Consider the following 21,421-nt stretch of genomic DNA (forward strand, 5'->3'; position numbering starts at 1 on the left):
AAGTTTTAAGAAATGAAGAAATATCTATTTATAGCGTTGGTGGCATTCCTGGCAGTAACTTCTGCCAGTGCCCAGCTGCGCATCAAGATGGGCAAGAACAGCCCGATAGAGAAGTTGGGAAGGGCTGAAATCGCCATAACCAATCTCTATGTGGATAGTGTGGATGAGAATAAGCTCGTAGAGGACGCCATCCGAGGCATGCTCGAAAAGCTAGACCCTCATTCTTCTTACGCCACAGCCAAGGAAACCAAGGCGATGAACGAGCCGCTGAACGGCAGTTTTGATGGCATTGGCGTGCAGTTTAACATGGTAGATGATACGCTGCTCGTTATCCAGCCGGTTACGAACGGACCTTCTGAGAAGGTGGGAATCATTGCCGGCGACCGCATTGTGGCTGTAAACGATACTGCCATTTCGGGCGTCAAGATGAGCAAGGAGGAAATCATGAAGCGCCTTCGTGGTCCTAAGGGAACAACGGTGAACCTTACCATCGTGCGCCGTGGCATCAAGGATAAGCTCATCTTTAAGGTAAAGCGCGATAAAATTCCGGTAACTACGATGGATGCGGCTTATATGATTCGTCCGGGCATCGGATACATCCGATTGGGAAGCTTCGGTCTTACCAGTCATAAAGAGGTAACAATAGCGATGGATTCGCTGAAAAAGAAGGGAATGAAGGACCTTATTTTCGACCTTGAGGATAATGGTGGAGGCTATCTTCAGGCTGCGGCTCAGATTGCCAACGAGTTCCTGCAGAAGGGCGATCTCATCGTTTATACCAGCGGTCGTGCAGCGCCTCGTCAGGAATATAAGGCGCAGGCTAACGGTAGATGGCGCAAGGGCAAGGTGGTGGTGCTCACCAATGAGTTTACCGCTTCTGCCGCCGAGATTGTTTCCGGAGCCATCCAGGATCAGGACCGTGGCGTAGTGGTTGGTCGCAGAACCTTCGGCAAGGGATTGGTGCAGCGTCCGCTCACCTTCGATGATGGCAGCGAGATTCGTCTCACCATCGCCCATTACTATACGCCTAGTGGCAGATGCATCCAGAAGCCATATAAGAAAGGTGACAGATTGGATTATGCGATGGATCTGGACAAGCGTTACAAGCATGGCGAGTTCACCAATCAGGACAGCATCCATCTTTCAGACAGTCTGAAGTATTACACCTTGCGCAAGCATCGTGTAGTTTATGGTGGTGGTGGAATCATGCCAGATTATTTCGTGCCGCTGGATACAACCAAGTATACCAAGATGCACCGCCAGCTGGCTGCCAAGAGTATCGTCATCAACCACAGTCTGAAGTTCATCGATGCGCATCGTAAGGAGCTGAAGAGCCAGTATAAGGATTTCGATAAGTTCCTCGCCACCTACGAGGTTCCTTCTTCGCTGATAGATGGCATTATCGCCGAGGGCAAGAAGGAGAAGATAGAACCAAAGGATGAGGCTGAATTAACTCAGACTAAGAAATACCTCGCCCTGCAGCTGAAAGCCCTTGTAGCACGAGATATCTGGGATATGAGCCAATACTTCCAGGTTTGGAACGAGACCAACGAGATAGTTCAGCGCGCCGTGCAGCTGCTGACTACGGGGAAGTAACTATAGAAAAATCGGCTGTTAACTGTTAACCTGTTAATCCCGTGAGGTGAGTTTTAAGCAATACGCCCTGAAAGGGCAGAAGCTCCTAGCCCAGGGTAACACCCTGGGTTAAACATACAACCAACAAAACGCCCTGTAAGGGCAAAAGCTTCGTATTTGAAAGCTTTTGCCCTTACAGGGCGACTTCGTTATATCCCCATTATACCCAGGGCGCTGCCCTGGGCTAGGAGCTTCTGCCCTTTCAGGGCGTGCTGCTCTATCTTTGCTTCTGTTAGAATTCATAAATCCTTTTCCGAATTCATTTACTTCTTCTCATGCAGATGGTCCCATTTCAGATAGATTCCGGCAAGGATGGTACCGGAAATGCTGTGCCAGGCGCAGCTGATGGCGCAAGGCAATACGGCGAGAGGCTGGGCTGCGAAGAAGTTGCCAGCAAGTACCGTGGCAAGACCGGCGTTCTGCATTCCTACCTCAATACTGATGGTACGCTTCTTGGCAGTATTGAATCCGGCACATTTGCCGGCAAGCCAACCGAGACAGTAACCCAGGGTGTTGTGGCAGAAAACCACGGCGAAAGTCCAGAGGAAAAGCGATAAGCCGCGGGCTACGAGGTCATCATGAACCGTAGAAATCACACCGCCTACGATGATTGCCAGACACGTAACGCTGATGCCCGGCATCAGACTTTGGATGGTAGGGAAGCAGTCTTTCTTGCCGTAAATATAGTTGAGGGCGCAGCCGATGGCCACAGGAATAATCGTTACGATGAGGATGTTGATGAACATTCCCACAGCATCTACATGGATAATCTCGCCTGCCGTAATCTTCATCAGCAGCGGAGTCATCACCGGTGCAAGAATGGTAGAGGCGCAGGTCATTCCTACGGAGAAAGCTACGTCGCCATGACACAGATAACTCATAATGTTGCTCGAAACGCCGCCCGGACAGCAACCTACCAGCAGGATTCCGAGTGCCAGGGCTGGGCCAAGATGCCACACATGAACCAGGGTGTAAGCCACGCCAGGCATGATGATAAACTGGGCACAGGCTCCAATGAAGACATCCAGCGGGCGCTGAGCCAGAATCTTGAAGTCGTTGGTGGTCAAGGTCAGACCCATAGTGAGCATGATGATGCCGAGAATGACGGTTTGAGTAGTTCCGCGCACCCAGTCGAAGGTATGTGGGAAGAAGAATGTGAACACTGCAACACCTATCACGAAGATAGATGTGTAATTGGCCAGCAGCTTGCTGAGCCCTTGAAATAACTTAAGCATAATTCTATTTCTTTTAAAATCCTGATATTTCTCTCTTATTTATTTCTTTCCTCGCTTTCAATATCGAGTGCAAAAGTACGTCTTTTCTATCGGATAAACAAATTATTCTGCAAGAAAATGATAAATTATAACATTTTTATAGGGTAACGCTTGCAAATCTGCACGAATCTTTTGGGATTGTGCAAAATCATGGGCAAAATAATTCGGCTTTTCTTCTTTAATTCCGCAACAAATGTGTAACTTTGCACCCATATTATCGATAATAGTCATAGAATGAACGAAGATTTTGATATAAGACAAGAAATGGTTTCGCCTGCCGAAAAGGAATTCGAGAAGGCGCTGCGCCCGCTGAAGTTTTCTGATTTCAGCGGACAGAATGGCGTGGTGGAAAATCTCGAGGTCTTTGTTGAGGCTGCAAAATATCGTGGCGAACCGCTCGACCATACGCTCCTCCATGGTCCGCCGGGACTGGGTAAGACCACGCTGAGCAACATCATCGCCAACGAACTGGGTGTAGGATTCAAGATTACATCAGGTCCTGTGCTTGATAAGCCGGGCGATCTGGCGGGAATCCTTACCTCGCTGGAACCTAACGATGTGCTCTTCATCGATGAAATCCACCGTCTTTCGCCTGTTGTAGAGGAGTATCTCTATTCGGCGATGGAGGATTACCGCATCGACATCATGATAGATAAGGGCCCTTCGGCACGAAGCATCCAGATAGACTTGAATCCGTTTACCCTCGTGGGAGCGACAACCCGCAGCGGTCTGCTTACAGCTCCATTGCGTGCCCGTTTCGGAATCAATCTGCATCTGGAATATTACGACCCGGCTACGCTTCAGAAGATTATCAGGCGAAGTGCGATGCTCCTGAAGGTGCCGATAGAGGATGAGGCGGCTGTGGAAATCTCCCGCCGTTCGCGAGGAACCCCTCGTATCGCCAACTCTCTGCTGCGAAGAGTGCGTGATTTCGCCCAGGTGAAGGGCAACGGAACCATCACTTACGATATTGCCCAGATGGCGCTCAAGGCGCTCAACATCGACCAGTATGGCTTGGATGAGATTGATAACAAGATTCTCACCACCATCATCGACAAGTTCCGCGGCGGTCCGGTAGGCGTAAGCACCATTGCCACGGCAATAGGCGAGGATGGCGGCACCGTAGAGGAGGTTTACGAGCCGTTCCTCATCATGGAGGGTTTCATCAAGCGCACGCCGCGAGGCAGAATGGCAACGCCGCTTGCCTACGAGCATCTCGGCAGAAATCCGTATACAAGCAATATTATGCAGGGAGACTTGTTTGAGTAATGTTGAATGTTGAATTAGGGCTAGCGCCGTAAAAGGATAAACATTTATGAAGATTGGGATTTTTACGGGTACATTCGACCCATTTACGATAGGACATCAGAACATTGCCGAGCGTGCCTTGCCGATGTTCGACAAGCTCGTGATTGCAGTGGCGGTGAGCAAGCTGAAGCACGCCAGCGAGGAAATCTCGAAGCGTGTGGAGGATATCAAGGCTGTTTTCCCGAAGGAATGTTCGGAGTTGGTGGATGCGGAGGATGCATCTAAGGGTTATCGCCTGGAGGTGGTTTCTTACGATGATCTCACCATCGATTTGGCGCATCGTATGGGAGCCAGGTTCCTGGTTCGTGGCGTCCGTTCTGCCAAGGATTTCGAGTACGAAAGGGAGCAGGCTGACATCAATAAGCAGTTGGGCGGCGTAGAAACCATCCTGCTGTTTTCAGACCCAAGATACAGCAGCATCAGCTCAACGCTGGTTAGGGAGCTGAGATTCTTCGGAAGAGAAGTAGATGAATTTTTACCAAAAATAAAATAAAAATAGGAGGAAGAAGCGTATGATTACATACAATGTAGACGGCGTGAAAATGCCAAAGATCAAGAAGCGTGATACGAGTGCCTGGATTCGTAAGGTAGCTGCCTCTCATGGCCGCAAGGTGGGAGAGATAGGCTATATGTTTGTAGATGACGAGAAGATTCTCGAAGTGAACAACGAGTATCTGGGTCATGATTACTATACCGATGTCATCACCTTCGATTATGATGAGGATGATGTGATTAACGGCGACATCGTGATTTCGCTGGATACGGTCCGCACCAATGCCGAGCAGTTTGGCAAGACCTACGATGATGAGCTCCACCGCGTCATCATCCATGGCATCCTGCACCTCTGCGGAATCAACGACAAGGGTCCGGGAGAGCGTGAAATCATGGAGGAGAACGAGAACAAGGCACTCGCCCTGCTCGAAGGTGCTTCGATATTGAAGAAGTAAATTCTTCGATATTGGAATTAAGTTTTCGATATTAAGAGAAGCAATTCCCTTCGAATTTCTCGGTCGAAGTATAGAAAAACAGCTGTTAACTGTTAACCTGTTAACTCTTGGCAGTTAAGATGAACAGTTAACTCCTTAATGTGGTTAATGTAGCGGGCTGAAAGCCCTGCAAGCTCTTATCCCAGGGCAACACCCTGGGTATAAGGAAGATATAAAGGATTCGCCCTGTAAGGGCAAAAGCTTTCATATACGAGGCTTTTGCTCCTACAGGGCGTTTTGCTTTATTCTATCGCCTTGATTCTCTCGCGGCATTCTTTCAGAATCCCAGTTAGTTCCTCCACGGTAGTGGCTCTCAGCATGGCGATTCTCGTCTGACGGAAATCAGGAATGCCCTTGAAGATAGGGGAGGCGGCAAGGTGGCGACGGGTGTGGAGAATGCCTCTGTACTCGTCGATGCGCTCCACGTTGATGCGAAGCTGCTCCTCCAGAAGGTCAATCTTCTCATCTACGGTTAATGGGGCAGCACCCGTATTATCTAGATAATCACGCATCTCCTTGAAAATCCATGGCCTTCCGAAGGTGGCGCGGCCAATCATCACCGCATCTACGCCGTATCTCTCAAAAGCAAGCTTGGCTTCTTCCGGGGTCGTAATATCGCCGTTGCCGATGATAGGAATATGGATGCGGGGATTGTTCTTCACCTCTCCGATGAGGCTCCAGTCGGCTTCTCCGGTGTACATCTGGCTACGGGTTCTTCCGTGGATGGTGAGCGCCTGGATTCCGCAATCCTGCAACTGCTCGGCAAGGTCGGTGATGATGAGGTTCTCACAATCCCATCCCAATCGGGTTTTCACAGTTACCGGCACGTTTACCGCCTTTACCACTTCTCTTGTAATATCCAGCATCAATGGGATATTTCGGAGCATTCCGGCTCCTGCACCCTTTCCGGCGACTTTCTTCACCGGGCAACCGAAGTTAATATCAATTACATCCGGCTTCGCCTGTTCTACGATTTTGGCAGCTTCCACCATATCCTCTGTGGTTCTGCCGTAAATCTGAATGCCCACAGGGCGCTCTTCATCGCTTATCGTAAGCTTGCTGACAGTGCTCTTGATGCTTCGCACCAAGGCTTCCGCCGATACGAACTCAGTATAAACCATGGCGGCTCCGAATCGCTTGCAGAGCATGCGAAAACCAATATCTGTTACGTCTTCCATCGGAGCGAGGAAGAGGGGCTGTGGCCCAAATTCTATATTACCTATTTTCATGAGTTTCGAGTGAAATCTTCTTATTCCTATGATGTATATCTTCTTTTTTGCGGCTGCAAAGTTACTGCTTTTTTCTGAAAATAAAGAAAATACTACTTCAAAAGATGATACATTCCCCCTGCAAAGGTCTTGATGACTCCCTTCATCTCCAATGTGAAGAGGAGGGAAGTGAGGCGAGAAATGTCGATATTCGTCTTTACGGAGATGAGATTCACTTGCAGGTCGTTGGTCTTGGAGAGGACTTCTACGATGAGTTGCTCCTCGGGCGATAATTCGGGGAAGAGGCTGCGCTCGATGCCTTGCTGCTTGGCTCGCATCAGGGTGGCGTCATCCTGCCAGCGCATGTCCTTCACAAAGTCCTCGGCACTGGTGATGAGCGTGGCGCCGTTGTTGCGGATGAGGTTGTTGCAGCCTTCGCTGTAGTGGTCGCCTATCCTGCCCGGGAAGGTGAAGACGTCCCTACCGTAGGATTGCGAAATATCGCAGGTGATGAGGCCGCCGCCATGAGCTGCGCTCTCTATCAGGATGCAGGCATCCGACATTCCCGCTACGATGCGGTTGCGGCGCACGAAGTTTATCTTATCAGCGTTTGTACGGGTAAGGAATTCGGTGAGCAGTCCGCCCTGTTCTATCATTCTTGCCGCCGTTTCCCGGTGCTGACGGGGATAGAGATCATCCAAGCCATGCGCCAGCACACCTATGGTTTCGTAGCCGTTGGCGAGTGCCTGGCGGTGCGCCACGATATCCACTCCGTAGGCAAGTCCGCTTATGATGAGCACGTTGGGCGAGAGCTGCTTCAGGTCGGTGATGAAGCGGCGGATGAGGTCTTCGCCGTAAGGCGTGCAGTGGCGGGTGCCCACGATGTTGATGACGCGCTGCTGGTTGAGGTTGGCGTTGCCTTTATAGAAGAGGATGAGGGGTGCGTCATCGCAGTCTTTGAGGCGTTGCGGATAGCGGTCGTCGTTCATCGGAATGGGTTCTATTCCGTAGCGTATGTCGTACTCCAGTTCTTCCTCAGCGCGTTTTCGGGCTTCTTCGCAGTTCTGGATAGCGCTCACGAGTTTATCCGAGGCATCGGGGAGGATGTCTCTGAGGTTGTTCTTATGCTCCAGGATGAGCGTGGCGGAGCCTACCTTTCTGTATAGCTCCAGCATTCCTGCCAGGCTGAAGTAATTGAGCCTTGTCAGGAGAATGGTGTTCAGTATTTCCTGTTGATCAGCCATAATCTTTATCTTTTATCTCTTCAAGTATTCGTAACCTATCCTGCATCTCAGGCATTCCTTCCTGTCGCAGTATTCCTTCTTCAGCTGTATGAGCGCCTGGCTATCCCCGGCGTTCTCCACCGGCAGCCCGCATTCCTTCCACATCCTTACTATGTGGTTATTCTCGGCCTTCAGCTCCTCCAGGAAGTCGAAGGCGCGGTCGCAGTATTTCTCCTCGCCCCGGTGCCTGCCGTAGGCAAAGAGGATGGGAACCACGGTGTTGATGATGAGCAGATTGAGCGAGAAAGGGGAGAGATGCTTCTCGTTGCGGATGCTCGTGCTGCCGAAGGTATAATGGGTTTCCCAATACTCCGTAACGCTGGTTGAGAGCACCTGCTTCACCTCCTTCACCGTGCTTGCCTCGAGCAACTGGCTCAGCCCCGCACGGCGGTTATAATAAAGATTGGCTAACTGCGAGATGCGGATGTGAGGGAAGTTCTGCGGACGCAGGCGCAGGAAGCGCCACTGCTTGTAATCCATCGGCTGCAGCGAGAATTTATGCGAGAGATAGAGATATTCGTTCCTCAATCGGGAGAAATAGCCGTCGTTCAGGGCGTCTTTCTGATATCTTTCGGGAATGGTGTTCAGCTCCAGTAGTCCGGCTTGCCCCAGAAAGATGGCTTCTATCTGGAAGAGGTCGTCGCGGTGATGGTCTACGGCCCTCAGTGGCAGATGGTAAGCCCACTGCTCGAAGGCGTCGCCGTTGATTCCGAACCCGTAGTTGCGCGCCAGGGTCACGAAGTAGGCGTTTTCCCAATCGCCGTTACATTGCTTCACGCGCGCCTCTATCGCATCGGTTTTCTGCGATAAGCGCTCGGTTTGCAGGGCGCTCATCCAACTGTGCACGGTGAGGCGGGTGAGCGATGGGATAATCTGGTAGCAGGGAGGATACTGGTCGATGCTCAGCAGCTCCTGATAATGTTTCGATACGTTGTCGGGGATGTCGAGCTGCAACTGCACGAGGGGCTCGCCTTTCGAGTTCTTAGCCTCTACATCGATGGTTCCGCAAACGTGCAGGATAACGTTGTCGTAGCGTTCATCCTTATCATGTCCGTGCACATACCAGTCGCTTGCCTTGTCATGAATCTCCACGTTTCCCACCCATAGGGTTCCGTTGAGTTTGATTTTGGCATTGAAGAAATCGGGCCCTGCGTTGCGGTTGTGCAGTCCGGGGTCAATTACTTCCACAGCCTGGTGCCAGGTGGTGGTGAGTGGAGAGAGTGGAAAGAGTTTGTGCTTCCACACATAATGAAGGAGTTGCTCCATATTGTTTCGGCTTTTATGGTTTATAGGATTGCCTCTTTCGGAACGCAAGTTCTTCGCTCGTGTGCGGAAGGGGTATTGAAAAATCAGCTGTTAACTGTTAACCTGTTAACCCTGAGGAGAGAAGTATTTCTCGAATGCCTTGTCGTAGTCCTCGCTGTTGCCCAGCTTTCCGTTGATGAGGCAGACGAGTTCTACGGTTGCCTTAAGGCAGAGTTTCTCGTCCTTGGCACGGAAGATGTCCTGATGGAAAACATATCTCACGCCCTGCTTCTCCAGCCACAGACGCGAGAAGAATTCATCATCGCATTGCAGCGGAACCTTGTACTGCAGGTTCATTCTCGCCACCACAGCATCTACGCCCTTGTTGTGCATTTCGGCAAAGCTGAGGCCGCATTCCTTCAGAAAGAGATGGCGGGTATGTTCCATGTAGTGCAGATAGTTGGCATTGTTCACGATGCCCTCAATATCGCACTCATAATCTCTTACTTCCATCTTCGTCTCAAATATATATCTGCTCATAATTTTCTCTTTTTTAGTTACTAAATGAGGCTAAAAGCCTTAAATCACTGCAAAAATAACCAAAATTTTCTATTTATTATTATAATAACAAGGATTTTTCAAGGTTTTTCGAAGAAAAAATTGTATTTTTGCCGAAACGTTTGGTTTAAAGAGGCAAAGATTGACCTTGCAAAATGCAGAATAAAAGCAACCTCCACTGACTGAACAGAAAAGAATGAGTAAAAACAAATAAAAATAGATAAAGATGAAAATTGCTTTGATCGGCTACGGAAAGATGGGACACATGATCGAGGAGATCGCCCTGCAGCGTGGCCACGAAATCGTTTGTAAGATTGACGTGAATAACCCTCAAGACATCGACAGCCCGGAATTCTGCTCTGCCGATGTTGCTATTGAGTTTACCAACCCTACTGCCGCCTACGGCAACTATCTGAAGGCTTTCTCTCACAACGTGAAGGTGGTTTCAGGTTCTACAGGTTGGATGAAAGATCATAAGGAAGACGTGGAGAAACTCTGCGCCGACGGTAAGCAGACCCTCTTCTGGGCCTCTAACTTCAGCATCGGTGTGGCTATCTTCTCTGCCGTAAACCGCTATCTGGCTAAAATCATGAACGGATTCCCACAGTACTCTGTATGCATGCAGGAAACCCACCACGTGCATAAGCTCGATGCGCCATCTGGAACAGCCATCACCCTTGCCGAGGAAATCATCGACAACATCGACAGAAAGAAGGACTGGAAGCGTGGCGTAACCTACTGGACTGAGGATGGTCATCACGATGAGGGCGATGCAAACATCACCGATGAGGATTTGGTTATCAACTGCGTACGCGATGGTGAGGTTCCTGGAATCCACGCCGTGATGTACGACAGCGATGCTGATATGATTACCATCGAGCACAGTGCCCACTCACGCAAGGGTTTCGCCCTGGGAGCCGTTCTCGCAGCTGAGTTCACAGCCAACCATTCCGGCTTGCTCACCACATCAGATTTATTTAAGTTCTAAGCAGAAGTTATGATAGACAAGCAGAAACAAAAACTCAATATGAAGGTACAGTGGGCGAAGTTCGCAGTGGTTCTCGCCCTTTATCTTCTCTTTCTGGTTTGGGTAGAAAGCTGGCTGGGACTCATTGTGGTTCCGTTCATCTTCGATGTTTACATCACCAAGAAGATTCACTGGCAGTGGTGGAAGGATGAGGAAGGTCCTATCCGTTTCATCATGAGCTGGGTAGATGCGCTCGTGTTCGCACTCGTAGCGGTTTATTTCATCAACCTCTTCTTCTTCCAGAACTACGTCATTCCGTCTTCCTCTCTCGAAAAGAGTCTCCTCACGGGCGATTATCTCTTCGTGAGCAAGGTAAGCTACGGACCTCGCATTCCTGAAACCCCGCTCACCATGCCGCTCACCCAGCACACTATGCCGCTGGTCAACGTGAAGAGCTACATTGAGTGGCCTCACTGGGATTACCGCCGCGTGAAGGGTTTGGGCAACGTGAAGCTCAACGACATCGTTGTGTTCAACTATCCTGCAGGCGATACGCTCGTCAATGAGGAGCGCTATCAGGCGAATGATTACTACCAGATGGTTTACAGCATCGGCGACCAGCTGATGCAGCAGAACGGACAGGAAAAGGATGTGCGCGCGATGAACCCATTGCAGCAGCGCCATTATTTTGAGCAGGTTTATGCTACAGGCCGCAACTACATCAGCAGTATGCCGGGCGAATATGGCGACATCATCAGCCGTCCTACCGACCGCCGCGAGAACTATGTAAAGCGCTGTGTGGGCTTGCCTGGACAGACCCTGCAGATCAAGAACCGCATCGTTTATCTGAACGGAAAGGCGAATAAGGAGCCTGATAACGTGCAGTATACTTATAAGATGAAACTCAAGGGCGAGTTCCCAATCAACCTTGCCGATGAGTTGGGAATCACCAACGAAGACCTCTTGATGTATAATCAGAGCGGCGTGATTCCGCTCACCAAGAAGGCTTACATGGCGCTGAAGGCGAACAGGAACCTCGTAGAGAGCATCTCTATCAATACAGATGCAACCTACGGCGACCTCTATCCGCTCAACGCCTATACCGGCTGGACAAGAGATAATTACGGCCCGGTTTGGATTCCGAAGAAGGGCGAGAGCATCGCTCTTACGCTGAAGAATCTGCCTGTATACGAGCGCTGCATCAAGGTTTACGAGGGCAACGACCTGAAGGTAGACAACGCCGGCCGCATCTTCATCAACGGCAAGCAGGCGAAGAGCTACACCTTCAAGCTCGACTATTACTGGATGATGGGCGACAACCGCCACAACTCAGCCGACAGCCGCTACTGGGGTTTCGTGCCTGAGGATCACATCGTGGGCAAGCCTATTTTCATCTGGTGGAGCCACAGCCCAGATCATCCGGGCTTCTCAGGCATCCGTTGGAACCGCCTCTTCACTTTTGTAGACAATATTAAGTAAGAAAAAAGAAATAAGAATTGAAGACTGCCGTCAAATTCCTAATAGCATTGGTGTTGTCGCTGCTCCTGGCTTGGGCAGTGCGCACCTATGTTTTCACTATCTTCTCGGTGCCTCAGGCTGGGCTTCCGCCCCAGCTGAAGGCAGGCAACCGGGTGATAGTGAACAGGATTGACTGCGAAAATTTCGGGCGTGGCGATGTGGTTGTTTTCACCGATACGGTGGTTTACCAGCCCAAGAACCAGCGCCGCAAGCGCGTCTTCGAGTCTCATTTCATAGGCAGGATAGAGAAGCTTCCGGGCGATACGCTGCGCATCGACACCATGCAGTTCGTCATTCCAACCGTATGCTGCAAGCGCTGCGGCTGCAAGGATTGCCGCTTCTATCTCTTGAAGACGCCAACCGGCCAGCAGCTCGTCCACAAGCACCAGATGATAGGCAAAGCCCATAAGCTGTTCTAGCTTCCTCGCTCCGCTGCCCCTCGCTTCAGCTTGCCGCATCCTGGAGCCCCTTCGAAAGCTTGTCTCCCGTCTGCCCCCGTTCCGAGCGATTCCATCGCTCGTCCCCCTCTTCATCATTAACCCTTCATAACAAAGCAGAAATTGAAAGCCCTTCTTTCTTCCACATATTTCGGCCCCATCCAGTGGTACCAGAAGCTGAACCGCTACGATGAATGCCTGATAGAGCGCCACGAGAGCTTTATCAAGCAAACCTATCGTAACCGTATGATCATCCCTACCACCAACGGCCCCCTCTCGCTCACCATCCCCACCAATCACGACATCTCTCTGTCGATGAAGGACATCCGCATCTCCGACCACGCCAACTGGCGCCACGTCCACTGGAATGCGCTCCTTTCCGCCTACGGCGAGAGCCCATTCTTCGAGTATTATCAGGACGACATCCGCCCCTTCTACGAGAAGAAATACGAGTTCCTCTTCGATTTCAACATGGAGACAACCGCGAAGATGATAGAGCTCCTCGACATCCGTCCGAAGATAAGCGTCACTGACGAATACGTTTTAAGTGAAGAACGAAAAGTGAAGAGCATAGAAAGCGAAGAACGAAGAGTTAAGAGTGAAGAAACAACGTTCGGCGACCGAAGGGAAAGCCAATTCGATAGCCCTGAGGCGCAAGCCCAATTCAACATTCAACATTCAACACTCAACACTCCAATCAAGGATTTCCGCGATGCGATTCGCCCCAAGAAACCCCTTCCTGACCCCGAATTCGAGTCGAAGCGCTATTACCAGGTTTACGGGCAGAAACACGGTTTTCAGCCCAATATGAGCATCCTTGACCTTCTTTTCAATGAAGGCAACGAGGCGATATTCTTCCTATAAGAGAAGAGTATCGCCTCGCTGCTTTTAAAATCAATGTGCCTGGTTCCGTAATTAGAAGTAGTAGGCCAGCTTTGCGCGCAAGCCATTGTGATCGATTCCGAATTTATATTTGCTGCCGTCCCAGCCTACCGGCTGCTTGTAAGCGGATGACATGCCGCCAAGATTCACGCCAGCCGACCAGTGCTTGCTGAGCATGTATTCGCATCCCATTTCCGCATAGACGCCAAAGCCATCTACGGTGGCGAAATCTTCGTCTGTGCAGGCGTAGCCAAGGCTCAGCAGCAGATTCCAGATGAAGCGTTTGTTGGTCTTGTAGGCCATTTTGTAACCCGCACCGACGAAATAGTTCATGATTACATCGTCGACGTCGTTGCCGCCGTTTCTAGGGATTTTCACCTTGGTTCTGCTGCCCACGCCATTAATGGAGAAGCCGATATAAATAGGACGGCGGGTGTTCTTCAGTTTCCACAGATGGGCGTATTCCATGGTCACGTCGAAGCCGGTAGGCGTTCTGCCCAGTTTATCGCCGTTGGCCGTAAGAATTTCGTTGCTGAGCCATGAATATCCGCTGCTTACGCTGATGCTGTTGGCTGGCAGATAGCGCTTCTCGTTGTCTGCATCTTCTACCACAACCTTCTTCTCCTGCTCTTGTGCACAGGCCTTCTGTGAAGGAATTCCACTCAAAAATAGCGCTAATGAGGCGCAAGCAGCCAATTTTGCTGCTGATTTTGAATTCATACTCTTAAAAATTTATTGTTCATATTTTGGCAGCAAAGTTATGAAAAATATTCCAATTTTCTGCCTCGCGAGGCTGATTTTTTTCCATCGTGATGAAAATTTTCTTCCCTCGTGATGCATTTCTCATTCCGTCGCGATGCATGATCCATCCCCTCGCGAGGCATCATTTAGCCCCTTTTCAGCCATCATTTAAGCCTCGTATCAGTCATCATTTATGCCTCATGCCAGCCTTCATATAAGCCCGTAAAATGGACTGTAGCAGGGTGTTTGAGCTTTTTCTGCCAAGGCTCAGCCAGTCTTCTTTTAACAGGCATCGGGAGAGGGGGCGTTCTGTTGGGAGAGGAGCGTTCTGAGAGGGAAAGGTTAACAGGTTAACAGTTAACACCCCAAAAATGCATACTTCCATCCACACACTTATATAAAAATAAGTATATATATAATATTATATAATAAGGTACGCGAGGGGGACCATGCAAAAAACAGCTGTTAACTGTTAACCCTGTTAACCCCCCAGCTGCTTTTAGGAAATTTAAACAAGAATGCTTGGTGGTTTCACCGAAAAACCTTACTTTTGTAACCTGACTGCAAACAAACGTAAAAACAATAATAACAACATAAAATGAAGAATCTCACATTCCATATCGTAGGACTCACCCATAATGACGTGAAAGGCCATGAGGTAGAGTATGCTAAAGAAGCAGAGGGGAGAACCATCTGCCTCGTGCCCGATGACGCCAACACCTTCGACATGCTGGCGGTGAAAGCTTATGACAAACAGCAGCTCATAGGCTATGTTTCAGCCCTGGAAGGCGAGGACGTACGCGCCCTCATCATCGCCCGTAAGGAGCGGAACCTGCGCACCCGCTGCATAGGCTGCAACAGCAAGAACGAGGGCGATAAGGCTGGATTGCAGCTCATGGTGAGGGCACTCTCTGATGTTTCTGATGAGGAGATGGAGCAGGCGCGCCGCGAAATATATGATGATAAGATTTATGATGACTGGCAATACTCCGGTCCTGTGCTGCCCATCGAACAGCTCACCCGCTTCAGCGACTGCACCATGATGCTCGAAGGCGTCATCAACAGCATCATCCGTCTCCAGAATACGCTCTCTGAAGGCTCTCTTGATGCAGAAACTGAGGCGATGCTGCGCGAGGAACTTTCTGATTGCCTTTCTGAGGCTAGAGAGCGGCTCAGCAGTTTCCTCGAAATCCAGCGCAGCGATTATTCCCGCGAAATGACGCAGGCCAGAAACCGCATCCTTCATAAGCTGGAGCAGATAGACGATGAGGAACTGCAGCGCCTCCGGGCTGTTCTGCTTACCGAGATGGGATTCATCACCAGTTCGGCTTACCGCGAGCGTGCGGCCTATTCTTTCTTCGTAGAAGCCCCGAATGCCATCAAGAAGAAGCAGACGGGCACCTACGATTATAAAGACCAGCTGGACGCCATAGAACAGCAGCTGGACGCCTTCCCCCACAATCTCTACCCAACATTCAAGGCCGACCCTGTAGATTTTCTCCGTCAGGTGTTCTATAAGCGTGTGCCTAGAAAGAAGATGCTCCAGCTGCTCTCGGGCATCGTGCTGATGATTATGAACGGCAGGGTGGACGATGTGAAGCAATGGGGCAAGCACGGCGATGAGGAGTCACTGATAGCGATGAAGACTGTGGGGAAGAAACCTGCGATTGGAGAGCATAAGAAGGAACTCATGGCACTGGTGAAAAAGGCAGTCTTGAAGATTGCTGTTTATCAGAAGAGGGGATATTATGGCGTGTTTCTTTCAAAACAGGCCTATTGGTATCCTATTTTCCGCCTGATGGGCGATTGGGAATTACTCCCACCCAAATCTCCTCAATCGTTCTGTACATTCTTGGAAGAGCTATTTGAAGGCAAAAAAATATCCGGTCCGAAAGCTCGTCTCTGCGGTAGGGATGATTTGAGGCAAGCAGGAATCGCTCCCTTTTCCAACCATGAAGCTTTGAAATGGAAAGATCTGGAGCAGGAAGAATTGATTAATACACAAGAGGCAAAATTCAACCGTTATTGTGAGATTGTTGATATTTTTATGAAAATCCTGGGAGAAGAAGCTTTTAAGAAGGGTATTATGTTAGATGATTGGCTAAAAGAATAATGGGCGTTGGCAGCGGATTTGTAATCTGTTGCCAACGCTTTTTTCTTGTAGCCTGTTTCTTTTCTTCTCCCTTGTTTTATACCTCTCTTTATACCTGAATCTAAAAACTTTTATCCCTCTTGCCCGATATTTCTATACAGCTTTTACCGGCAGAGGTATAATAATGGAGTTACTTTCTTTTTCCTTATCTTTGCACCGCTTTTCAGAATGGGAGGCGGCAGGTTTCTGCAAAGAGCCTGTCTTTTACAACTAAAAAATATAGATTTATGACACAAAAATCATTAACCTTTGATGAATGCAAGCAGCTCAGCAGCCGCATCATCGCAATGAACCCTAACCGCAGAGCGAACATGGGACAGATTTCATCCCATCTCCTCGATTACTACACCGAGCTTACCAAGCAGCCTTGGCTCGCACAGCTCGTTGGTCAGATCCGTGACCTCACCGCCCAGCAGAACCAGATGATGCAGGAGGAGATGAAGGCAGGAGAGACTTACCGGCAGCTCGACCGCAAGATTACTGACCTCAAGAAGCAGTTGCCTTTCCGCTCGCCTCACTACTTCCACTTCCTCGAAGACCATCGTGCCCAGAAGTTCATCGACCCAGAGGCTTTCACCTTCCAGACAACCGTAGATAATGATAACCCTGAGGAGGTTGAGCCAGCGGTGAAGAACGCCCTTCTGCTGAACGGAATGTTTGATGAGCCTACAGAGAAGCTCTTCAGAGAGAAAATCTTCTCAGCCGAAGACATCGAACTCTGGAAGGGGAAAGTGCTCCACATCGAGCGCTCAGCCCGCAACAAGGCCCACATCGATATCCGCATCCCGGTAGGAATGACCATCGCTGAGGCTCAGAGCGCCTTCTGCAAACTCATCCACGCCACCGAAGACCCTAGCTGCGTAACCCCGGAGCGCATCATCTTCATCACCGATGCGGCAAGTCAGATTTATACTGCCGACGACTGGTACAAGCGCCTGGATAAGGAAGCCGTGGCTGAATATCGTGAGGCTTACCGCAAGAGAGGACTGGATATTGACGGACGTCCGCTGGATGTAGATTCAGCCCGGTCAGGAGCCTCTCAGAATGCATCTTCTCAGAGCCAGGCATTTCAGAATGCATCTTCTGCTCCAAACGTAGATTTCGAACCCATCGAGAGCGAGGAGGAGAAGGCGAGACGGGCTGCCAATGCCGTGCAGTATGAGCAGACTTACGACGGCGTTCCTTACGGGGAGATTGTGAAGGCGCTGGTAGAGCTGATGGGCGGCGCTCCTGTCCACGGCAACCGCAACAACTTCATCTATCGTGAAGCCTGCCTGCTGAGATACATCTGTAATAGTGAGGCGGCTTGGATCAAGCAGGTAATAGAAACCTTTGGCGAAGACGAGGCGAAGGCGTTCGCCACCGTAGAGAATGCCTGCAAGGTGGCGCAATCTACTGCGATTCCGGATTTGGTAAAGCAGGCTGTAGAGACTGCCCGCAAGAATCATCTTGCCAAGCAGGCCACCGAGAAGGCGGGAATCTATGCCGATGTTCCTCCTCAGTTGCCAGCCAAGTTGCCTAAGCTCATCAAGCTGCTCACCAGCAAGGTGCCTGCCGATTTCAAGGCGGCTGTGGCAATGGCGGTCTTCCCTGCGCTTGCCGCTCATCTTAAGGGCGTAACCTTCCGCTACACGGATAATCAGGTGCACGAGGCGGCGATGATGAATCTGCTCATTGCAGCCATGTCGTCAGGCAAATCGCTCGTCAACGGACCCATCGACTGCATCATCGAAGACCTGGTTCAGATGGATAAGGTGAACCGCCAGAAGGAGCAGGACTGGAAGGACGAGGTGAACACCATGGGCGACAACAAGAAGAAGCCTGTGCGCCCGGAAGACATCTGCATCCGCATCGTTTCGCCCGACCTTACCCGCGCTGCCTACATCCAGCGTCTCGACGATGTACAGAAGGCTGGCGATGCTTATCTCTACTGCAAGATGGACGAGGTAGACATGCTCAGGAAGTTTAACGACCCTAGCCAGCTGATTCGCCTCTGCTGGGACAATTCAGAGGACGGCCAGGAGCGAGTAGGCACCAAGAGCGTTACAGCCCGCGTAAAGACCCGTTTCAACTGGAATGCTTCGAGCACCATTGCCGTTACGCAGAAGTTCTTCTCGGTTCGTGAGGTGGCTGATGGAGCCGTGAGCCGCCTGTCGCTCGCCACCATCATCCGTCCCGATTTCGCTCCGCGTCCGGAGGTGGGCAGTTATGATGCGCAGTTCAAGTCGCAGCTTTCTCCTTACATCCAGCAGCTGAACGCAGCTAGCGGTTTCAAGGAGTGCCGTAAGGCTCGCCAGCTTATCGAGCGCCTGGAGAATGAGATTATGGAGATGGCTCAGCTGGCTTACAACAAGCCTTACGCCGAGTTTGCCAAGCGTGGTCTGGCGAATGGTTTCCGCCGCGCGATGGTGCTTTATCTGGCGAATGGCGAGAAGTGGGAGAAGGCGATAGAGGATTTCATCGTATGGAGCGTGAAGTATGATCTGTGGTGCAAGATGCGTTTCTTCGGCAATCAGATGCAGGAGGCGATAGATGCAGACAGCCGCTCTGTGTGTCATACTCCCGGTGTGAGCAATCTTCTTCTCTACGTTCATGACACCTTTGACAAGACTGAGATTCAGAACATCTGTCAGGTTCATGGCACCAAGACGAAGCTTGCCATCCTGCTGTGCAACTGGAAGAAGCGTGGCTTCATCATGAAGAACGAGGACGGCACCTACACCAAGACCGCCCGTTTCATCGCCAAGTACGGGCACTACGGAACGCCGGAAATGGCAGCGTAGAATAGATTAGGCACGGATTATGCGGATTACACGGATGTTCTATGAGATTATGAATGTGTTTTAATTGACATGAGAGACTTAAATCCGTGTAATTCGTGTAATTCGTGCCTGATTTTGTAATGAGAATGTAAATGTTCTTGACCTTAATCAAGAAAAAAGGGCTTTTTGAAACATTTCTCCTAAAATATTTGTGTGCGCACACAAAAAGTTGTACCTTTGCACCAGAAAAAGAAAAAAGGATAAAAGATTGATTCAGTAAGGATAACTTATGAAATCGATTCGAGACAAGTTTGAGGCCGGTTCGGAACCAGGTTCTGAGATTCGGACGAAGACTTCTGGAAAATCTCGAAGAGACTGATTAAGAGGTTAAAAGAAAGGAAAAAGATTATGGCAATGTTCGGGATAATGACAGTAGCAGTAGTAGCATTCGCAGTAGTTGCTTGCACAGGTATGAACCTCGGAATGAACTGCGGCAAATAAGCTACGAAGCTGAGAAAGCATGGAAATCCTCCTTCGGGAGGTAAAGAGTTAAGATTTTGTTAGGTAAAACTACAAGATTGTATATTTAAGATAACAAATTTAAGAAAGGAAAAAATTATGTTAGTATTAGGAATGATTTTCGCAGTAGTTGTTGCATGTGTAGCTGAAGTTGGTGCTATTAGCAACAAGTTGGCTTAATCAGAGATTAGCCATGCGAAGGGCTCCAAAAGAGCCGAGATTAAAAAATGGCTGGCAGCAATGCACAGCTGAGTAAAAAACAGTAGGGAGCCAAAAGGGCTTCCGAAATCAGAGAGGAGAGTAAAAACTCCTTTTCATTTGAAATTCATACTGTCCCCTGAGAGTTTTCGTGATAAATTCTGATTGGGGATTTCATATATAGATTGTTAAGAATTCGTTTTAGGTTTTATAGATTTTCATTTTAGGTTTTTAGGTTTAAGTTTTTAGGTTAATTGTTAGTTGTTTTTAAGAAAAAAGCAGTTTTTAATTCATTAAATTACGAAGGCAACAACGAGGGAAGTCGCATGACGACCCAAGTTGTTGCCTTCTTTGTTTTCTTATTACTTGAGCTATTTGTCTGAAAATCAACATTATCTGAAAATCAGCGTGGTGAGCCTGTCTTTATCAAACAACTCCTGAGCCACAGCCTGTATCTGTTCGGCAGTAATCTCATCCACCTGCTCGTAGAGTCGGTCTACATTCTTCTCCCAGCCATAGTGAAGGAAGCTCTTGCCGAAGTCGAGGGCAAAGTTCTCGCGGTTGTCGCAAGCCACGCCTACCTGTCCCTTTATCTGCTTCTTGGCGGCCTTGAGCTGCGCCTCGCTCAGCGGTTTCTGCATGAACTTATCCAGTTCCTTGCGAACCAGTCTTAGGCAGCGCTTCACGTCGTGCTCATCGCAGCCGAAATAAATGCTCCAAATGCCCGTATCGCCATAAGCCACCATCGTGCTCTCTACGGTGTAAACCAGTCCGTTGTGCTCGCGCAGGGCTAGGTTCAGCTTGGCGTTCATTCCCGGTCCGCCCAGCATATTGTTGAGCAGATAGAGCGGCATTCTGCGGCTGTCGTTCACATCGTAGGCGCGGGTTCCAATCATCACATGAGCCTGATGCGTATTCTTCTGCATCACAATCGTCTGCCCGGCAACCTCTTCCCCCACAGATGGATAATTTTTAGGTCCCACAGATTTCACAGATGACACAGATTTCTCTTCAGCAATAGAATTCTCATTCCATGAGATCTGTGTAATCTGTGAAATCTGTGGGAGCTTTTCCTCAGCAAGGTTGACCACAGATTCATCATCTGCGAGCGCCCTCTGAAGAAGTCTTACCAGCTTCTTGAAGTCAATGTCTCCGTAAGCGAAGAATATCGCATTATCCGGCCGGTAAAGTTTTCTTGTAAAGCGCAGCGCATCTTCTGTCTTGAACGAGCGAACCTGCTCGGCTGTGCCCAGAATATTGTGGCCCAGCGGCGAGTCCTTGAAGATGATGTTTTCGAATTCATCATAAATCAGTTCGGCAGGAGAATCGTTGTAACTCTCTATCTCATCGCAGATTACCTCTACCTCCTTGTCGATTTCCGCTTGCGGATAAACCGAATGGAAAACGATGTCGGTGAGCAGATCTGCGGCTCTTGCGATGTGCTCCTTGAGGATGGCGGAGTAATAAACCGTGCCCTCCTTGTTGGTGTAGGCGTTCAGGTCGCCTCCCACGCTCTCCAGACAGTTGAGAATGTGCCACGCCTTGCGGCGCTCTGTGCCCTTGAAAGTAACGTGCTCGCAGAAGTGGGCAAGTCCTTCTTCGCCCAGCTCCTCGTTTCGGGTGCCGGCGTTAATCTGGTAACCGCAATACACCACCTTGCTGTCTGAAGGCAGGTGGATGATGCGGAGTCCATTATCGAGTGTATAAGTATTGTATTTCATTTCAAGGTGCAAAGTTACACTGAAAAT

17 protein-coding genes are annotated in these 21,421 nt (G+C 49.8%); 10 read left to right on the forward strand and 7 right to left on the reverse strand.

The window, feature by feature from the left end; translation table 11 throughout:
• Positions 1 to 12 precede the first annotated feature (12 nt).
• Complete coding sequence (locus F7D47_RS12865) at positions 13 to 1,596, forward strand: S41 family peptidase (RefSeq protein ID WP_153085292.1); 1,584 nt, start codon at positions 13 to 15, stop codon at positions 1,594 to 1,596.
• Between the two features lie 302 nt (positions 1,597 to 1,898).
• Here F7D47_RS12865 and F7D47_RS12870 read toward each other — a convergent pair whose 3' ends face one another.
• Positions 1,899 to 2,870: a bile acid:sodium symporter family protein gene (locus F7D47_RS12870; RefSeq protein WP_153085291.1), complete on the reverse strand. Its 972-nt coding sequence runs from the start codon at positions 2,868 to 2,870 to the stop codon at positions 1,899 to 1,901.
• A gap of 273 nt (positions 2,871 to 3,143) precedes the next feature.
• On the opposite strand from F7D47_RS12870, the gene ruvB reads away from it, so the two are divergent.
• From ruvB to ybeY, 3 genes are read left to right on the forward strand one after another with little or no spacing between them, the layout of a single operon-like run.
• Positions 3,144 to 4,178, forward strand: a complete 1,035-nt coding sequence (gene ruvB / locus F7D47_RS12880; RefSeq protein ID WP_153085289.1) for a Holliday junction branch migration DNA helicase RuvB — start codon at positions 3,144 to 3,146, stop codon at positions 4,176 to 4,178.
• Between the two features lie 46 nt (positions 4,179 to 4,224).
• Positions 4,225 to 4,710 carry a pantetheine-phosphate adenylyltransferase gene (gene coaD, locus F7D47_RS12885; protein ID WP_153073144.1) on the forward strand — a complete coding sequence of 162 codons (486 nt, stop codon included), beginning with the start codon at positions 4,225 to 4,227 and terminating at the stop codon, positions 4,708 to 4,710.
• A gap of 19 nt (positions 4,711 to 4,729) precedes the next feature.
• Positions 4,730 to 5,164, forward strand: coding sequence for an rRNA maturation RNase YbeY (gene ybeY, locus F7D47_RS12890; RefSeq protein WP_006848933.1), 435 nt, complete (start codon positions 4,730 to 4,732; stop codon positions 5,162 to 5,164).
• Between the two features lie 281 nt (positions 5,165 to 5,445).
• Here ybeY and dusB read toward each other — a convergent pair whose 3' ends face one another.
• From dusB to F7D47_RS12910, 4 genes are all read right to left on the reverse strand, one after another.
• On the reverse strand, positions 5,446 to 6,432 hold the full coding sequence (dusB, locus tag F7D47_RS12895) for a tRNA dihydrouridine synthase DusB (RefSeq protein WP_153085288.1): 987 nt from the start codon (positions 6,430 to 6,432) through the stop codon (positions 5,446 to 5,448).
• Between the two features lie 92 nt (positions 6,433 to 6,524).
• A complete protein-coding gene (gene dprA / locus F7D47_RS12900; RefSeq protein ID WP_119228646.1) occupies positions 6,525 to 7,655 on the reverse strand; it encodes a DNA-processing protein DprA in 1,131 nt (376 codons plus the stop codon).
• A gap of 12 nt (positions 7,656 to 7,667) precedes the next feature.
• Positions 7,668 to 8,960: a DUF2851 family protein gene (locus tag F7D47_RS12905; protein ID WP_153085287.1), complete on the reverse strand. Its 1,293-nt coding sequence runs from the start codon at positions 8,958 to 8,960 to the stop codon at positions 7,668 to 7,670.
• Positions 8,961 to 9,065: 105 nt separating this feature from the next.
• The gene (locus F7D47_RS12910) at positions 9,066 to 9,479 is read right to left on the reverse strand and encodes an acyl-CoA thioesterase (RefSeq protein ID WP_022122009.1); all 414 of its coding nucleotides are present in this window, start codon (positions 9,477 to 9,479) and stop codon (positions 9,066 to 9,068) included.
• A 244-nt stretch (positions 9,480 to 9,723) separates the two neighbouring features.
• On the opposite strand from F7D47_RS12910, the gene dapB reads away from it, so the two are divergent.
• The 4 genes from dapB to F7D47_RS15005 all read left to right on the forward strand — a co-directional run bounded on the left by dapB (position 9,724) and on the right by F7D47_RS15005 (position 13,283).
• Entirely contained in the window at positions 9,724 to 10,485 is a 762-nt protein-coding gene (gene dapB / locus F7D47_RS12915; RefSeq protein WP_006848940.1) for a 4-hydroxy-tetrahydrodipicolinate reductase, read from the forward strand.
• A gap of 9 nt (positions 10,486 to 10,494) precedes the next feature.
• On the forward strand, positions 10,495 to 11,943 hold the full coding sequence (gene lepB / locus F7D47_RS12920; protein WP_153085286.1) for a signal peptidase I: 1,449 nt from the start codon (positions 10,495 to 10,497) through the stop codon (positions 11,941 to 11,943).
• A gap of 17 nt (positions 11,944 to 11,960) precedes the next feature.
• Positions 11,961 to 12,401 (forward strand): S26 family signal peptidase, encoded by a 441-nt coding sequence (locus F7D47_RS12925; RefSeq protein ID WP_153085285.1) that lies wholly within the window; start codon positions 11,961 to 11,963, stop codon positions 12,399 to 12,401.
• Between the two features lie 141 nt (positions 12,402 to 12,542).
• Positions 12,543 to 13,283, forward strand: a complete 741-nt coding sequence (locus F7D47_RS15005; RefSeq protein WP_228113360.1) for a WbqC family protein — start codon at positions 12,543 to 12,545, stop codon at positions 13,281 to 13,283.
• A 51-nt stretch (positions 13,284 to 13,334) separates the two neighbouring features.
• On the opposite strand, the gene F7D47_RS12935 is transcribed toward F7D47_RS15005, so the two are convergent.
• On the reverse strand, positions 13,335 to 14,021 hold the full coding sequence (locus F7D47_RS12935; protein ID WP_153083086.1) for a hypothetical protein: 687 nt from the start codon (positions 14,019 to 14,021) through the stop codon (positions 13,335 to 13,337).
• A 619-nt stretch (positions 14,022 to 14,640) separates the two neighbouring features.
• Here F7D47_RS12935 and F7D47_RS12940 point away from each other — a divergent pair.
• Together F7D47_RS12940 and F7D47_RS12945 are read left to right on the forward strand one after the other, a co-directional pair.
• Positions 14,641 to 16,155 (forward strand): hypothetical protein, encoded by a 1,515-nt coding sequence (locus F7D47_RS12940; RefSeq protein ID WP_153085284.1) that lies wholly within the window; start codon positions 14,641 to 14,643, stop codon positions 16,153 to 16,155.
• A 266-nt stretch (positions 16,156 to 16,421) separates the two neighbouring features.
• Positions 16,422 to 18,977: a hypothetical protein gene (locus F7D47_RS12945; protein ID WP_153085283.1), complete on the forward strand. Its 2,556-nt coding sequence runs from the start codon at positions 16,422 to 16,424 to the stop codon at positions 18,975 to 18,977.
• Between the two features lie 1,088 nt (positions 18,978 to 20,065).
• On the opposite strand, the gene F7D47_RS12950 is transcribed toward F7D47_RS12945, so the two are convergent.
• Positions 20,066 to 21,394 (reverse strand): M16 family metallopeptidase, encoded by a 1,329-nt coding sequence (locus F7D47_RS12950; RefSeq protein WP_153085282.1) that lies wholly within the window; start codon positions 21,392 to 21,394, stop codon positions 20,066 to 20,068.
• Between the last annotated feature and the right edge of the window lie 27 nt (positions 21,395 to 21,421).

The sequence above is a fragment of the Segatella copri genome, assembly GCF_009494835.1.
GTDB lineage: Bacteria > Bacteroidota > Bacteroidia > Bacteroidales > Bacteroidaceae > Prevotella > Prevotella copri_F.

Excerpts from the sequence above, each read along its gene's own strand:
- F7D47_RS12935 (WP_153083086.1), bottom strand. The coding sequence starts at position 14,021 with ATGAATTCAAAATCAGCAGCAAAATTGGCTGCTTGCGCCTCATTAGCG.
- dusB (WP_153085288.1), bottom strand. The coding sequence starts at position 6,432 with ATGAAAATAGGTAATATAGAATTTGGGCCACAGCCCCTCTTCCTCGCT.
- dprA (WP_119228646.1), bottom strand. The coding sequence starts at position 7,655 with ATGGCTGATCAACAGGAAATACTGAACACCATTCTCCTGACAAGGCTC.
- dapB (WP_006848940.1), top strand. The coding sequence starts at position 9,724 with ATGAAAATTGCTTTGATCGGCTACGGAAAGATGGGACACATGATCGAG.
- F7D47_RS12870 (WP_153085291.1), bottom strand. The coding sequence starts at position 2,870 with ATGCTTAAGTTATTTCAAGGGCTCAGCAAGCTGCTGGCCAATTACACA.
- F7D47_RS12910 (WP_022122009.1), bottom strand. The coding sequence starts at position 9,479 with ATGAGCAGATATATATTTGAGACGAAGATGGAAGTAAGAGATTATGAG.
- F7D47_RS12950 (WP_153085282.1), bottom strand. The coding sequence starts at position 21,394 with ATGAAATACAATACTTATACACTCGATAATGGACTCCGCATCATCCAC.
- F7D47_RS12945 (WP_153085283.1), top strand. The coding sequence starts at position 16,422 with ATGACACAAAAATCATTAACCTTTGATGAATGCAAGCAGCTCAGCAGC.
- coaD (WP_153073144.1), top strand. The coding sequence starts at position 4,225 with ATGAAGATTGGGATTTTTACGGGTACATTCGACCCATTTACGATAGGA.
- F7D47_RS12865 (WP_153085292.1), top strand. The coding sequence starts at position 13 with ATGAAGAAATATCTATTTATAGCGTTGGTGGCATTCCTGGCAGTAACT.
- F7D47_RS12905 (WP_153085287.1), bottom strand. The coding sequence starts at position 8,960 with ATGGAGCAACTCCTTCATTATGTGTGGAAGCACAAACTCTTTCCACTC.
- F7D47_RS12940 (WP_153085284.1), top strand. The coding sequence starts at position 14,641 with ATGAAGAATCTCACATTCCATATCGTAGGACTCACCCATAATGACGTG.
- ybeY (WP_006848933.1), top strand. The coding sequence starts at position 4,730 with ATGATTACATACAATGTAGACGGCGTGAAAATGCCAAAGATCAAGAAG.
- lepB (WP_153085286.1), top strand. The coding sequence starts at position 10,495 with ATGATAGACAAGCAGAAACAAAAACTCAATATGAAGGTACAGTGGGCG.
- ruvB (WP_153085289.1), top strand. The coding sequence starts at position 3,144 with ATGAACGAAGATTTTGATATAAGACAAGAAATGGTTTCGCCTGCCGAA.